Source organism: Ruminococcus sp. 1001713B170207_170306_F1, assembly GCF_015668065.1.
Lineage (GTDB): Bacteria > Bacillota > Clostridia > Lachnospirales > Lachnospiraceae > Blautia_A > Blautia_A faecis.
This window is the reverse complement of sequence record NZ_JADPEX010000002.1, coordinates 41,989-56,373: the sequence shown is the minus strand read 5'-3', so window position 1 is coordinate 56,373 and position 14,385 is coordinate 41,989. Positions and strand designations below refer to the sequence as shown.

Below are 14,385 nucleotides of genomic sequence, written 5' to 3'. Positions count from 1 at the left end.
TATGACGTACTTCAAAAAAATGATTGGAACGAACATGAAATAGAAAATCGTGCAGAATGGCTCTTAGCTAATGCACAGAATATTTGGAAAATATAGAGTATTCCAAATCCATAAAAGCTGAATGAAAACCAATATGGGAATTTTACAGGTGATACAAAATTTGTAAAATTTTCATATTGGTTTTTTGTGATTTGTAAAAAATCATAAATTTGGATACTGAGTAAGGTTATGGATTTTGGATTTTTATGTATTTTTCAATTTTGGATAAGGCTCCGAAATTGGTAATTTTGCGGAAGTGTATCCACACTTCCTGTCCTTGCTGTTTTTAAAATCACATAGTGATTTCACAGGGATATAGAGATATTTAGTCTATTTTATATCCCTGTGTTGTGACCGGAAAAATTCGGGGAACCAAGTGTATATTTATGCTGAATGTGAGGAACTGGGGAGCACAATCCTCAGCAAGAATCCTACGTCCGGAAAATATTATATTGCTAAAATAGCGATATGGTATTACCGGGGTGGATCTTGCTCTAGTGTATACTGAGACCTCGGCATAAATAGAAAAATGGGTTTGGGGAATCCCCAGCAAGATGAAAACCTGATGAGAGAATATTGTGATGAAAGACAATATTGTTAAACACAGGTGGATCTTGCTCTGGAGTAATTGAGAAACTTATGAGAAAATGGAAATAGTGATAATATGAATTGGAACAATTGGTGTTTGTAGAACTGGTTAAGTGTATTCAGTGATGTAATTACACCTATTAAATGGTTGAAAGAGAGGAATATGAAATTGTTACATAGACTTTGGTTAAAAATAAATGATATTGGTGAATATGATGTTAAATACGGAGCATGGAAAATATATCAAATAATGTATACGAATAATCTAATTAAGGGTGGAAATTTATTTACAGATAATGACATCGTTAAAAAAGGCGGAAGACCATATATTAAATGTCAATTTATACATAATGGAAAGTCCACGGAGGAAATGAGGTTTAGTGGCGAAACGGATTTTAACTTTTCTACCCAAAAGAAAAGAGAATTATGTAGAAGCAGATATGAAAACTATAAAAAAATTTTAGAACGTGATTTAGCAGGTGAAGGAATACTAGAAATATATTTGGAAATGCTGAATGAATGTTCCCAGATGTATCATTCACAAGATAATATATCTATAATGCTTCAATCAGGAAATATGCAGGGAGCTAAGGGAGCTATCGGACTAGATAGATTAGATGTTTGGCTTCTTATTTTGGATATGAAATATAGATACAATATAAATATGTTACAAAATCACTGTACAATGGAGAATTGTTCAGAAATTGAAAAGTATTTAAATTTGTTTGATGATGTATACGATTATGCAAGCACCATTTATCATATAAATAGTGAACTGGTAGATAAACTGATTGAATCTGGGAAAAGACCATTAGATTCAGCTACAAATATAATCACATATATGTCATTGGCAAAAGAATTTTGGAATCAAAAGCACGCATTTATTGAAAATCAACTAAAATATAAACAGTGATATAATCGAAAAGAAAATGCTAGATTTGTCGATGCAAGTATAATGAATAGAAGTGCCCATTACATTTTTGTGATGGGTGTTTTTTTGAAATCCACTTTTATTCATTTTTGAATAAAAGAATTTTGAATCTGCAGCCGATAGAAGCAGATGGTTATAAAAAGCTTTTGATAACTATGAGTGAAAAAACAGATAGCTGCGAAAATTTATTATGAGCTAATAACAGAATTTGATATTTTGTGATATTGAGGGTATGGGGAATCATAATCTCCATTAAGTACGTCAGAGAATCATAATCCAGAAATGGGATTTTGAGTTACTCTAGGCGATACTTGCTTTAGAAAACGATTTGCCATAATGAGTTAGAACATGGGAGGAAAAAGCGATAAAAACAGAGAGAGCCATAAGCAACTCTCTCTGTGATAAAATCAAAAAGTTATAGTATCAGTGATTCGGTAAGATTACAAAAATCCTTAACAGGAATATTTTCTTTAAGTGGTAAAGCTGTCTCTAAAAAGGTTTCGTCTGCAAATCTTTCGAGTTCAGAATCAAAATGTATGATTGAAGCATTTGTATTTAATTGGTATGGTGGGATTGTAACAAAATAATCATAATCTTCGTAAGAAGGAGTGGCGCAAGAAACTTTGATTTTTCCGCCCAAATTTAATTTTGCAAATTCTCCATAAATGGCAGTTAAGGCTTTTTTCCTTTCTTCATCAGAAGTAATTCTATCTACATATCTAATATACCAATAATCTATATTTCCCTCTTTTAATTCAATTAAATAATCGTATGATCTGGGTGTTCCGGATTTTATTGTCCATTCAACTTTATGCAGACTTGTCATCATGGAAAGTCCACGCATTAAGGTAGAAAAAAATTTTTCATGTACCTGAACAGTAGAGAGATCCAGAGAAAATCCATTGTCTGCAATTATCTTTTTTCGTTCCCGTATTTTCTTAGAAGAATATCCCGTTGCATCATATAACTCTTGGATAAGTTCTGGATCATCAATGGCTTTTGCAATTTTATCAATAGTGCTTTTATATGGTCTTCCAGATCGGGCACCGTTGAGCATTCGTGAAATGGTTGCATTATTTAAGCCTGTTTGTTCAGATAATTCTTTTTGTGTTTTTTTCTGTAAAATGATTTGAAGTATATTGATGAATCTTTCCTGATCGTAAACGCTGTCAGGATTTATTAGTGTGCCTGAATTTGATATAAATTCGTTCATGCAAATCTCCTCTTGACTTCTTTGACTTTGTATAAATTGACTTCTTGTATTTTATCTTATCAATTATATCCTTAAAAATCAATTTAAAACATAAAGAAATCAAAAAATGCTTTATTGATATTTTTGCAAAAGTCAAAGAAATCAAAAACGTAATTGACATTTTGACTTCTTTGTGTATAATGTAGAATTAAGAAGTCAAAGAAGTCAAACAAATCAAAGCAAAAGGAAGGAGGGCTGTGGATTGAAATATAGGGTTGTTTCGATTTTGAAAGATAATAGACCACGTTTTTTGATTATTTCTGATATTGAAGAAATTGAAATTCTTCCATCAAAGTATTTGAAGCATCTGGATCAGATTAATGCTTCTCCGAATACTGTAAAATCCGCAGCCTTCGCACTTTCATATTATTACAATTATCTGCAGGAGCAAAAGATAGGATTGGATGAGATTACATTGCTATCCTATTCAGAGCAGAATAAACATTTTATTGATTTCTTGTATTGGGTTAAGAGTGGAAAGCATACTGAGCATAATACACAGACGAGCAATAAGACATGCAATATGTATCTTGGTGCAGTCTTCAGATACTACCAGTTTTTGGTACTGGAAGATGTTTTGCCAATGCTTAAAGTCTTACGAGTAAAAAAAGTATCGTATTTTGACAGTATGGGAGTAAATCATCAAAATGCAGTGAATTCGTTTAAAGGTTTCTTCAAAGAAGAAGAACCTAATCTGGAAGAAATAACATCCGAAGAAATACAGGAGCTGATAAATGCCTGTACGAATGATAGAGATCGATTGCTGATAGCAATGATGGCAGAAACCGGTCTTAGATTAGGGGAAATTCTAGGAATCCATTATACCGAAGATATTGATTTTGAAAGAAGGACGGTTCGGGTAAGGTATCGTGAATCCAATACCAACTTGGCAAGAGCAAAAAATGCAGAATATAGAATGGCTTTGTTAAGTAATACAACTTTTGAGTTCTTGGTTAAGTACATTTCTGATAACCGAAAAAGTCTGATGAACTCGGAGTATCTATTTACAAAATTAACTGGAAAAAACAAAGGAGAGCCATTAGATGCGGATTCTGTGTATAGCATGTTGAAAAGGCTATCCAAAAAAACGGATATCAATTCCCATCCGCATCAGCTCCGACACTATTTTGCGGAGGAAAGAAGAAAAGAAGGATGGGATTTGAATGACATTCGTTTTGCCCTGGGGCATAAGAAAGTTGAAACTACCATTAAATACTTGGGTGAAAATAATGAACGATTGATAGAAGCGACAGATCAATACTACTCAAATAATGAAGATTTATACCAAATTGCAGATTTTCTGTAAAAGGAAGGAGGGATTACCTTGGCAGTATTAAAAATTGTTCCGAAGTTATATCAGAAAAAAATATCTGAGAAATTAAAGGAAGAAATATCTTTAGTTACGACTGGAGAAGCAAAATACTATAACCGGTTATACAAATTTTTTCAGTATACAGATATACAGTGTACTGCAGATATTAACTATGAAACGAGAAAAATGTATATGGATTCTCTTGAAAAAGAGGATATTTCAGAAAAATATAAAGCGGAATTACTGAGCTTATTTGATTGTTTAAAAATAGAAAATATGCCGGATGTTTATTCACAAGGAAAGCCCTTCTCTGTAGAACAGGAGTTTTTTAAGCAAGACAAATTGTTTTTGCTGTATGTCCCCAATAAGAAGAAAGCACAATCTTTCCGTCAGGTGGTTGATAAGAATGATTTGTTATGGGACTTAACGAGGATACATTCATCACAGTTGGTGCGACAGACAAAAATATTGCTGTGTGAAATTCTGAATATGGATAAGGTACAAAGACATCGAAGATATTTTTTAGAACCATTAAAAGCACTTATACGGTTTTGCGATAAGTACGGAATAGATGATATTGAAGAAATGGAACAGGCAGACGAAAACAGATTTTATCTGTATTTAAACAAGGAGTCGGAAATTATAAAAAAACAGGCTTCTAAGATTGTTGAATTTGCGAGAAGAACGTTATTTCTGACAGATCCAGAGACAAATTGGCGAGCGTGTATCTGGTATATGGATAGGTTTCAGTTTGATAAATCGAGAATCAATGCCAGTTCACCTGTTAAAAGCCTTTCATTTATTAATATTTACGAAAAAGAAAATCGTTGGTATTTACAATTATACGCAAAATATTTGGTCGGGATATCTGATCTGTCTTTATCAAATATCCGAAATACAATAAGTTTTATTTCACAATTTTTAAAATATCTGGATGGACAGAGTAAGAAAGTAACTGAACTGGAGATGCAAGATATAGCGGATTATGTGTCTGTTTTGGATGAGTCCGATATTAAGTATTCCACTTTTAACCGATATATCACACATATGCATACATTTCTACAGTTTTTGAAAATGGAAAATATTGAAGTGTTGAAGTTTTATCCGGAACGATTTTTAAAAAAAGGTTTTTCGGAACACAATGAAAGAAGTGTTCCAGAAAAAACAATTGCTCATCTAATTAAGGAGCTGCCGGCATTCCCAGAGCATTTACAGTTGATGTATTTGATTTTGTTTTGCACAGGAATTAGGAAAAGCGAGGTTTGCACAATAAAATCGGGAGCCTTTTATTCACAAGGCAATGAGAATTGGATGCGCATATATCAAAGCAAAATGCGGAGAGAAAAAGTCATTCCTGTTCCCAGTTTATTGGTTGGACTGGTGAATGATTATGAAAAAAAGTACGGAATAAAAAATGGGGAGTATTTATTCAAAAATAAAAAGGGTGGTGCATTTAATGGACAGACATTTTCAAATCAGATGATTCGGGAGTGTAAGGTTCGTGGGATTGCCTGCGGAGATTATATCTTTAGAGCACACGATTACAGACATAACCTTGCAACTTCAATGTACGGAAATGGGGTTTCTATACAAGGGGTACGAGATTATCTAGGACATTCAAGTGAGAATATGACAAAACAGTACATTGATTTCATGCCGGAACGTATTGTATCGGCTGAAGATAAATATTTCTCTAAAAATCAGTCATTTAAATTGAAAGGAGCAGAAGATGATGAAAGGTAATATTAATTTGATTTCGTATGACTGTTATCAACAAGCTACAGAAAAACAGTTGGCAGGACTGAAATGGAAGGAAAACAGGGTGTACTACATATCAGAGATTCATAATGAAAAGATGCAGGATGAGATTTATGGGTATATCGATGATAGATGTAGACGTTTGTCATTATCAACAGTAGTAAATGATATTTACAGATTTGATCTGTTGAAAGAATTTCTGAATGAGAAGTGTACAAGTTGTAGCAGCATCACTGATAAAAAATGGGAAGAACTGGAGAGAAGTTATAAAGCATTTTTATATAAAAAAGGATTGGCGCTGTATGTTAGAAGAAATAGACCGGATAGGCGGAATGTTGAGCAACAAAGTAGCGCTCAGATTTCTTTTCTGAAAATGTATTATGAGTATGTTGTGAAGTGTAAAACAGCAGATATTCCAGAAAATGAAAAAGATGTATGGGATATGAGAAAGTTGGATATTGTGCCAAGGAGTAATCCGATTCGTGGAAGATATAGATTAGATTTTCGTGAGATCAGGCAGAAAGAATTTAAAGAGATAATAAAGAAAATATTGTATAGCCATTGCCAGACAAAAGCAATGGGTAGTATAAAAGGTGAATTGCGTGGATTCCGTCGGTTTGCTAGTTTCATGTATGATCGATTCCCAGAAGTAAAGCACTTTACAGAAATTAGCAGGGATATGATAGAAGATTATCTGGTTTATATAAAAACGGATACCGGTCTTACATCAGTCAGTTACACGACAGAGCTGTCGGTTTTGGATAATCTGTTGGATGAAATAGGGCGTGAACTGGAAATAGAAAATATATGCAACCTTTTTCTGTCCAGTGATTGCAGAGCATATGACAACGCTTTACCAGAAGCGTATTCAGATGCAGAAATCAGAAGATTTAATTGTGCATTAACAAAATTAAAGCCCCAGTTAGGCAGATGTTTAATAATACATCAGATGCTCGGTACAAGAATAGAGGATACGTTGACTTTGCGAAGGGATTGCTTATCTGAGAAATCTGGACATTATTTTATAACTATTATCCAGCAGAAAACAAGGAAATACAAAAGACCAGTTAGCGATCAGCTGGCAGAATTGATTAGAAAAGCAATAGAAGTTTCAGAAAAGGAGCATCCAGATTCAGAATATATTTTTCTGCAAGATAATGGAAAATTGTATACAGATTCAATGCTGAAATATCATGTAAATATCATGATTTATGAAAATGATATCAGGGATGATAATGGAAATTATTTTGAGTTTCGTACACATCGTTTTAGACATACTTTTGGAGTAAAACTTACAGAAATGAAATTAGATGATGATAGCATTGCAAGGCTGTTGGGGCATAAGGATACACGAACCATACCACATTATCGGCGGCTAAGAAACGAAGCATTAGCGGAGGATACAAAGGCTGTACGAGATGAAATGAATGAATTATTAGCACAATACAGGAGGGAAAAGGAAAATGCAGAAACACGATAAAATGGTAGCACTGGCAAAAGAAAAAAGTGCGGAAATGACGGAAACAGCAATAACAGCTATTGAAACAATGTATAGAAAAAATATAAAAATTTCAGTTGCTGAACTTACAAAACTAACAGGACTTTCCAGAGGTTTTTTCTATAATAATCCGAATGTGAAACAGGTCATGATGGAATTGAAGGAAAAACAACAGGGAATGATATTGCGAAATCCTAAAAGTGATGCTATTGCAAAAGCACAGGAAGCACGGATTAAGAGTTTAGAACAGAAATTATCCGATAGTGTTCCGAAAAACGAATATGAAAGTCTTCAGAAAAAATATGAAGAATTACAGGTGAAATATAGTCAAATGAAAAAGGGAACACTGTTGAAGATGTACGACCAATTATAGGAAGAAAAGGAGAATATTTTATGCAGAACGAAATTTATGATGAGAAAAATGGACTTACTTATATGTTATGTGGTGATTATTATTTGCCAGAATTGGCACTTACAGATATCGAACCAATTTATGGGAAATATGGGATGCTTCGTAAAAGCTATTTACAGGAACACAGAAAGGCAAAATATCAAATATTGTTGTTACAAGGAAAACTTGTCGAGCATTTGAATCAGATTGATGCAGAAGCAAGGGATAGAGAAGAACAATTAGTAAAACAGATGATGGAGAAACAAGGAATTACAGAGAAATTAAAAAGGCAGGACAACATGGAATGGACAAGGAGGATGAATATCCTTTGTCATGATGCAGAAGAGATGATTTTGACGGAAATGATATACACGAAAGGATAATGAACTGTATTGGATAGCAAGAATTTTGCAGCCCGGATAGCAAAAAAGTGGAAGTCTGGATAGCAAAAAAATGGAAGTCCGGATGGCAAGATTCTTGCTGTCCGGAAAGATAAAAAAGGGAGGGATTAAAAATGTTGGTTAAGTACATAATAAAAGTGTTTTTATATTTAATTCTTGCAGTAATGACATTGATTCACTGGTTATTAAAAATTCCGATGATATTGGGAAATATTTTGCTTTACTTTTTATCAATTATATTTATTCTGACAGGTGTTTTGAGTTATGGATTTGCATTGGAATCTGCAAGAGAATGTGGTCGAATGATAATAATTGGGATGGCATTTGGTGCAATACCAGACTTTATCCCATTTTTGGGAAAAAGTTTAGAGACATTGGTTGCAAAACTGTTGAGTATGACAAATGAATGAGAAAGTCGATATGAAAGAGGGCTGTGAAAGGCGCTCTTTTCTTTTTGCAACTGTGGAATGGCAAGATAATAACGTTATATACAGTGTATATTGAGTAAAGATATTGTATTTCTGCATGATGGGAACATAGGGAGTCCATATAAAGGCACTGAACACCGGGCATGAAGGCAGTCTTGGAACAGCTCATGCAAACAGTTGCCGTGATATGCTGGCCAGACTGGAAATAATGACATTGATGGCGGAACTGGATCTGCCGCTTCAGGCGGTAAGAAGGCAGATCGCCTCTGGCGTAGATATTCTGGTGCATCTGGGACGTATGCGCGATAAATCAAGAAAACTTCTGGAAGTTTCAGAGGTATGTGCGTATGCGGATGGTGAAATCAGGATACAACCATTGTATCAATGGCAGGATGGGTGTGGTCTGGTGCCTGTGGAGCCTCTCCTGCACAGAGAAAAACTGGAACGGGCGGGGGTGAAATTATGATCAAGCAGAAAGTTGATTATGGAAAATACAGATATTCTCAGAAAGAAATTTTAAAATATATAGGAGAAAGTGCAGCATTGTGTGGTGCTGTAGATTATTTGTTCTATCAAACACCTTGGGTAATGTTACTTGTGGTTCCGGTTTCTGTGTTCTTTCTGAAGTGGAAGAAGAAACAGATGATCAGAGAAAGAAAACGGCGCCTTAATTATCAGTTTCGGGATGCATTGAATTCTATGAGTGTGGCGGTACAGGCTGGATATTCTGTGGAAAATGCAGTTTCTGCCTGTGTGCGTGATCTAGAGCAGCTATATCCGAAGAATGAAGATATTGTAGCTGAATTTCGTTATATAGAGACACAACAGAGAGTGAGTGTGCCGGTAGAAGAATTATTTCTGGATCTTGGGCAGCGCTGTAAGGTTGAGGATATTGAAAACTTTGCTTCAGTTTTGTATACAGCAAAAAGAAGCGGTGGTGATCTTGGAAATGTAATTCAGAAAGTGGCTCGAATGCTGGGCGATAAGATTGATGTAAAAAAAGAAATTGAAGCGACTCTGGCTGCGAAGAAGTCGGAACAGATGATCATGAGTCTTATGCCGGCAGGAATTATTCTTTATCTGCAGCTGGCATCACCGGGATTTCTGGATATTCTCTACGGAAATCCATTTGGAATCTGTGCAATGACAGTCTGTCTTACAGTATATGGAGCTGCTTACTGGATGGGGAAAAGAATTGTGGAAATCGAGGTGTAGTTGATGTGGCTCCATATTGTCATTTTTGTTATATTATTGCTTTTGACCGTATGCAGTACTTTAGGCTGGATCCATGTAGAAAACATTGGTACGGCAAAAGGCAGAAAAATGTTTCTTGTGGTTGCTCTGGCAGGAAATATAACAGGAGGACTGCTGACTTGGACAAAAGGTGGCGGACAGGTATTTGAAGATGGTTATGAGTTGAAAAAGGAGGAAAACGCTTATGAAGAAAAATTTATGGTATCCGTGGAAGGAGAAGAAACAGGCAGTGTCTATGTACAGATCCCGGAAAAAGAACTGGAAAAGGAAGATACCGGGCAGCCGGAAGTGTTGACGAAAGAGGAAGACGAAGAACAGAAGCTTTTGGAATTTGTAGCAAATTATAACAGCGAACTGGAAGACTCTGAGTATTATTATCTTCCATCTGACTGGGAAGGAAGAAAACTGGAGTGGAAAATACCTTATGATACTACCGGAAACATGTTGGCAGCAATTTTCCTTGCAGCAGCATTTGTCATGATTGTTATAATTGCGCGAGAAGAGCAGAAAGCCAGAACGAAAAGATATGAAGAACTGATGATGGACTATCCGGGACTGATTATGAAGTTTACCTTGTTGGTGCAGGCTGGAATGACTGTTCGAAATACGTTTAGGAAGATGGCTTCGGATTATAAAAACAAAAATGAAAAACGTATTGCATATGAAGAGCTTGTTACTGCCTGCCATGAAATGGAGAGTGGAATTTCAGAAATGGAAGCCTATCGCCGCTTTGGTGAAAGGTGCGGACATGTAAAGTATAAAACATTTGCAACATTATTGATCCAGAATCTTCAGAAGGGCAGCCGTCATATGGGAGAAATGCTGGAAAAAGAATCTGTGGAAGCCTGGGATGACAGGAAAAGAAAAGCAAAAGTTCAAGGAGAAACGGCAACTACCAAATTGTTATTTCCAATGATACTGATGCTGGGCGTTGTAATGGCTATTGTTATGCTGCCGGCCTGTCTGTCCTTTTATGGATAAATCCAATCCGGAGGCCGATTTTCATATTTAAAAAGAAAAGTGCCAAAGGAAATTTTTCAGGCTGAGGGAGGTGAGAAATATGAGCGAACTGCGCAGACTGATGAGAGAATTTTTGTGGGAAGAAGATGCTGTAGGCGTTGTGGAAATTATTCTGATCCTTGTAGTTCTTATTGCACTGGTCATGATTTTTAAAGACCAGTTGACCAGTCTTGTGAAGAATATTCTGTCAAAGATCACAAAGCAAAGTAATTCTATTTAAATGATTTCCAACTAACAAAATGATTTGAAAAGGAGAGGTGCGCCATGGTAAAAAGAGGAAGTATTACTGTTTTTCTGGCCTTAACCCTTGGACTTATTCTGTCCCTGCTGAGCTCAGGACTCGAGTCAGCAAGAATGGCTGCGGCCAGAACTCAGATTTTGAATGGGATGGATATTGGACTGTATTCTTTATTTGGACAATATGACAAGTCCCTTTTAAAGGATTTTGACTTGTTCGCTGTTGACGGAGCCTGTGGGGGAAAGGAAATGAATCTGGCCTCTATATATGATAATCTGGAATCTTATATGAAGCCTGTGATAAAGCAAAATAGTCAGAAATTGTCAGTACAGCAGGGTGGCATTTCCGGTTATCTTCTGATGACAGATTCAGAAGGTGAAGTCTTTTATCAGCAGGCAGTCCAATACATGAAAGAAACTCTTGGAAGCCATGGGGCAAAGCTCCTTTTAAACAAAATTCAAGATATGCAGAAAAAGACAATTGAAGCGGAGCGACAAGGCAATGAGATAGAAAGTAAAGGAACCATTGAAAATTATGAAAGTGAAATGGATACTGCACAACAAAAAAGTCAGGCTTTGCTGGAAGAAAAAAAGAAACAGGAACAGCAGAATGGGCAGGATGGGTTTACAGATGGGAAAATGCTTCCGTCTGTGACAGAAAAGAATCCTCCTGCAAAAGTTGAAAATCCTATTCCAGTAATTCGAAAAGTACGAAAAATGGGACTTCTGGATCTGGTTCTCCCTTTTGGAAAAGAAGTTTCTGACAAAAAGGTAAAAACTAAAGAATTGGTTTCAGGAAGAAAACTTGAAACAGGATTGGCAATGGAGGATTCCGTAAAAGCAGATGGAAGTATGCTCTCCCAGGTTTTGTATCAGCAATATCTCATGGAAAAACTGGGAAACTATATAGAACCAGGAAAGAGCGGCTTGCGCTATCAGATTGAGTACATTATTGGAAAGAAAAACAGTGATGAGGCAAATTTGAAAGATGTAGCGAAAAAACTTTTGATGGTTCGGGAAGGACTTAATGTTGCATATCTGGTTTCAGATGCGCTTATGATGGGACAGATTCATGCCATGGCAGCGGCAATTGCAGCCGCATTTCTTATTCCACCGGCAGTTGTGGTGATTGAAGGTGCGCTGATCCTATGCTGGGCTTTTGCTGAAAGCATTCTGGATGTAAGAGAGCTATTTGCCGGCGGAAAAGTACCTTTAACTAAGAATGCCTCTAATTGGCAACTGTCGTTGCAGGGGCTGCCGGCATTGGTAGATAAGCTGGATACGGACCGGCAAAACGATGTAAACGGGTTGTCCTATGAGGATTATTTGCAGATATTTTTATTGACAACTTTAAAGACACAAAAAGTTAAAGGGGGTATGGATATGATTGAAAGTTCGTTTCGGGAGATGGAAGACTGGAATGAATTTTGTCTGGATCATTGCATTACTGCACTGGAGGCTTCTGTGGATGTAAAGGCAAATAAAAGAAAAGTGTTCACCGTAACGCGGGAATATCACTATATTTAGCTGGAAAATAGATCGTCTCTTGCCATATTACTATATAAGAAAGGCGCAGAAGGATGCTTTCCCGGAAAGGAGATGGAAAATGATTAAAAGAAAAAAGAGAAAAGATATACAGGCTCTTAGGAGCAGAACAAGAAGGAAGAGTTCTCTGGGAATCCGGTCTGTCAGAAAGTCCCCGTTTTCTGTCAGAAATCTTTTCGGAAAAGTGTCTTTGTGCGCCTTTGGAAAAGAAATAAAAGAGCAGGTAAAAAAAGCCAGTCTTACGATAGAAGCGGCCTTTGCCCTTCCACTCTTTTTCTTTGGAATGGTGACAATGATACATTTTATGGATGTATACAGAATTCAGACGGAACACTTGAGCAAACTGTGTCAGAGTGCAAAGGAAGCCGGAATGTATGCGTATGTGGTGGGAGGCGACGGAGTAGAAGAAATTACGCTTCCTGATGTTTACAAATACAAGCCAATTGGCGGATTGATACCGCTTCCGGCTAAATGGCAGTATAACAAGGTGAGGGTTCATGCCTGGACTGGCGTGGACAGAGGAAATGGGAATAGTGAAGAGAATGAAAAACCGGAAAATATGGTGTATGTAACGGTTTCAGGTTCGGTGTATCACAAAAAGCTGACTTGCAGTCACCTCAATCTGTCGGTTACTAAAGTGTCGGGTGGAAGTGTTTCTTCCAGACGAAATGAAAATGGAGAGAAATATCATGCATGTGAAAGCTGCAGTAGAGGGCAAGCTCCAGGAAGTACAGTTTATATTACAAAATCTGGAAACCGTTATCATAATGACAAAAATTGCAGCGGCTTGAAAAGGTCCGTACGTCTGGTAAAAGAGTCGGAAGCTGGTAATCTGCATGCATGTAAACGATGTGGTTAATAAGAAGAAATGGAAGGGGAATAAAATAATGGAACGAATTTGCATTCTTGCATTTCTTGGAATTAACAGTTGGAAAGATATACGTACAAGAGAAGTTTCACTTTTGTCAATTGTTGTATTTGGAATTATGGGAATGATAAGAGCCTGCTTTCTTGGAACTGTGAGTGTGGATTTGGTATGGAATGTCTGTATGGGGGCCGCTGTGATCATGCTCAGTATTATCTCGAAAGGCGCTGTTGGGATGGGAGATGGTCTTTTATTTCTGTCGCTTGGAACAGTACTGTCTTTTGAGGAACTTTTGTCAGCATTTTTATTGGGACTTTTTTGCTGCTGTTTTTGGGGGATTGTGGTGTTATTTCTGTCAGGAAAAGGGAAAAAGACTGAGATGCCTTTCGTTCCATTTCTTATGTTGGGATACATTGGAGGTTTGATTTATTGAAAAAGAGAATGAAAAGGGGAAGCATGACAATAGAAGCAGCACTTTTAATGCCGCTGCTTTTGTTGGTTGTGACGATAACTTTGTATTTGTTTTTTTACGTACATAATAAGGTCTGGCTCACAGCCGCGGCTTACGAAGCAGCTCTTGACGGCAGTCTGGAAACGGCACGGCCAGAAGGGAAAAGTCGTGATAAAGCATTAAAAAAAGGAAAAGAACTTGGGAACACCGGATTTTATGAAAGCAAAAACCTGAAACTTCAGGTCAGCGAAGGAAAAAAAGTGCAGGTAACGTATGATCTTGATATGTTTTCCGTATATGGAGGATTTAACAGTCATTTGCAGGTAAAGGGAAGTGTAAAAGTAATAAAACCGGTAACCTGGATCCGAAAAGTAAAGGGACTTTCTGAAGTGTCAAATAAGCTGAAGGGGTAAAA

General features: G+C 36.6%; 16 protein-coding genes. 15 read left to right on the top strand and 1 reads right to left on the bottom strand.

What is annotated here, in order from left to right; all coding sequences use genetic code 11:
* Positions 1–790: 790 nt before the first annotated feature.
* Positions 791–1,540 (top strand): hypothetical protein, encoded by a 750-nt coding sequence (locus tag I4V84_RS01920; protein ID WP_118692879.1) that lies wholly within the window; start codon positions 791–793, stop codon positions 1,538–1,540.
* A gap of 433 nt (positions 1,541–1,973) precedes the next feature.
* Here the strand turns inward: I4V84_RS01920 and I4V84_RS01915 are convergent, their stop codons facing one another.
* Positions 1,974–2,771 (bottom strand): helix-turn-helix transcriptional regulator, encoded by a 798-nt coding sequence (locus tag I4V84_RS01915; protein ID WP_118692878.1) that lies wholly within the window; start codon positions 2,769–2,771, stop codon positions 1,974–1,976.
* A 241-nt stretch (positions 2,772–3,012) separates the two neighbouring features.
* Between I4V84_RS01915 and I4V84_RS01910 the strand changes: the two genes are divergently transcribed.
* The 14 genes from I4V84_RS01910 (at position 3,013) to I4V84_RS01845 (ending at position 14,383) form a co-directional block, all read left to right on the top strand.
* Entirely contained in the window at positions 3,013–4,116 is a 1,104-nt protein-coding gene (locus I4V84_RS01910; protein ID WP_118692877.1) for a tyrosine-type recombinase/integrase, read from the top strand.
* An 18-nt stretch (positions 4,117–4,134) separates the two neighbouring features.
* Positions 4,135–5,865: a site-specific integrase gene (locus I4V84_RS01905; RefSeq protein WP_195991134.1), complete on the top strand. Its 1,731-nt coding sequence runs from the start codon at positions 4,135–4,137 to the stop codon at positions 5,863–5,865.
* The gene (locus I4V84_RS01900) at positions 5,852–7,360 is read left to right on the top strand and encodes a tyrosine-type recombinase/integrase (RefSeq protein ID WP_226976885.1); all 1,509 of its coding nucleotides are present in this window, start codon (positions 5,852–5,854) and stop codon (positions 7,358–7,360) included. The genes I4V84_RS01905 and I4V84_RS01900 overlap by 14 nt, the downstream gene beginning before the upstream one ends.
* Positions 7,344–7,751 carry a DUF6262 family protein gene (locus I4V84_RS01895; protein WP_008374214.1) on the top strand — a complete coding sequence of 136 codons (408 nt, stop codon included), beginning with the start codon at positions 7,344–7,346 and terminating at the stop codon, positions 7,749–7,751. Before I4V84_RS01900 ends, I4V84_RS01895 begins: the two co-directional genes overlap by 17 nt.
* A gap of 20 nt (positions 7,752–7,771) precedes the next feature.
* The gene (locus tag I4V84_RS01890; protein WP_195991133.1) at positions 7,772–8,152 is read left to right on the top strand and encodes a TnpV protein; all 381 of its coding nucleotides are present in this window, start codon (positions 7,772–7,774) and stop codon (positions 8,150–8,152) included.
* Positions 8,153–8,283: 131 nt separating this feature from the next.
* Entirely contained in the window at positions 8,284–8,580 is a 297-nt protein-coding gene (locus I4V84_RS01885) for a hypothetical protein (RefSeq protein WP_195434900.1), read from the top strand.
* Between the two features lie 139 nt (positions 8,581–8,719).
* The gene (locus I4V84_RS01880; protein WP_173715874.1) at positions 8,720–9,064 is read left to right on the top strand and encodes an ATPase, T2SS/T4P/T4SS family; all 345 of its coding nucleotides are present in this window, start codon (positions 8,720–8,722) and stop codon (positions 9,062–9,064) included.
* Positions 9,061–9,813, top strand: coding sequence for a type II secretion system F family protein (locus I4V84_RS01875; RefSeq protein WP_195991132.1), 753 nt, complete (start codon positions 9,061–9,063; stop codon positions 9,811–9,813). Before I4V84_RS01880 ends, I4V84_RS01875 begins: the two co-directional genes overlap by 4 nt.
* A gap of 108 nt (positions 9,814–9,921) precedes the next feature.
* Entirely contained in the window at positions 9,922–10,833 is a 912-nt protein-coding gene (locus I4V84_RS01870; RefSeq protein ID WP_243283997.1) for a type II secretion system F family protein, read from the top strand.
* A 79-nt stretch (positions 10,834–10,912) separates the two neighbouring features.
* Entirely contained in the window at positions 10,913–11,092 is a 180-nt protein-coding gene (locus I4V84_RS01865; RefSeq protein WP_118578007.1) for a Flp1 family type IVb pilin, read from the top strand.
* A 44-nt stretch (positions 11,093–11,136) separates the two neighbouring features.
* Positions 11,137–12,636 carry a DUF5702 domain-containing protein gene (locus I4V84_RS01860; protein WP_195991130.1) on the top strand — a complete coding sequence of 500 codons (1,500 nt, stop codon included), beginning with the start codon at positions 11,137–11,139 and terminating at the stop codon, positions 12,634–12,636.
* A 79-nt stretch (positions 12,637–12,715) separates the two neighbouring features.
* Positions 12,716–13,513: a hypothetical protein gene (locus I4V84_RS01855; protein WP_195392055.1), complete on the top strand. Its 798-nt coding sequence runs from the start codon at positions 12,716–12,718 to the stop codon at positions 13,511–13,513.
* Between the two features lie 28 nt (positions 13,514–13,541).
* Positions 13,542–13,952 (top strand): prepilin peptidase, encoded by a 411-nt coding sequence (locus I4V84_RS01850; RefSeq protein ID WP_195392054.1) that lies wholly within the window; start codon positions 13,542–13,544, stop codon positions 13,950–13,952.
* A complete protein-coding gene (locus I4V84_RS01845) occupies positions 13,949–14,383 on the top strand; it encodes a TadE/TadG family type IV pilus assembly protein (protein WP_195991129.1) in 435 nt (144 codons plus the stop codon). Before I4V84_RS01850 ends, I4V84_RS01845 begins: the two co-directional genes overlap by 4 nt.
* The last annotated feature ends 2 nt before the right edge of the window (positions 14,384–14,385 follow it).

What these genes read in the sequence shown, in the direction of transcription:
- I4V84_RS01875 (WP_195991132.1), top strand. Translation starts at nt 9,061, where the DNA reads ATGATCAAGCAGAAAGTTGATTATGGAAAATACAGATATTCTCAGAAA.
- I4V84_RS01900 (WP_226976885.1), top strand. Translation starts at nt 5,852, where the DNA reads ATGATGAAAGGTAATATTAATTTGATTTCGTATGACTGTTATCAACAA.
- I4V84_RS01850 (WP_195392054.1), top strand. Translation starts at nt 13,542, where the DNA reads ATGGAACGAATTTGCATTCTTGCATTTCTTGGAATTAACAGTTGGAAA.
- I4V84_RS01855 (WP_195392055.1), top strand. Translation starts at nt 12,716, where the DNA reads ATGATTAAAAGAAAAAAGAGAAAAGATATACAGGCTCTTAGGAGCAGA.
- I4V84_RS01890 (WP_195991133.1), top strand. Translation starts at nt 7,772, where the DNA reads ATGCAGAACGAAATTTATGATGAGAAAAATGGACTTACTTATATGTTA.
- I4V84_RS01920 (WP_118692879.1), top strand. Translation starts at nt 791, where the DNA reads ATGAAATTGTTACATAGACTTTGGTTAAAAATAAATGATATTGGTGAA.
- I4V84_RS01860 (WP_195991130.1), top strand. Translation starts at nt 11,137, where the DNA reads ATGGTAAAAAGAGGAAGTATTACTGTTTTTCTGGCCTTAACCCTTGGA.
- I4V84_RS01870 (WP_243283997.1), top strand. Translation starts at nt 9,922, where the DNA reads ATGTTTCTTGTGGTTGCTCTGGCAGGAAATATAACAGGAGGACTGCTG.
- I4V84_RS01915 (WP_118692878.1), bottom strand. Translation starts at nt 2,771, where the DNA reads ATGAACGAATTTATATCAAATTCAGGCACACTAATAAATCCTGACAGC.
- I4V84_RS01895 (WP_008374214.1), top strand. Translation starts at nt 7,344, where the DNA reads ATGCAGAAACACGATAAAATGGTAGCACTGGCAAAAGAAAAAAGTGCG.
- I4V84_RS01885 (WP_195434900.1), top strand. Translation starts at nt 8,284, where the DNA reads ATGTTGGTTAAGTACATAATAAAAGTGTTTTTATATTTAATTCTTGCA.
- I4V84_RS01865 (WP_118578007.1), top strand. Translation starts at nt 10,913, where the DNA reads ATGAGCGAACTGCGCAGACTGATGAGAGAATTTTTGTGGGAAGAAGAT.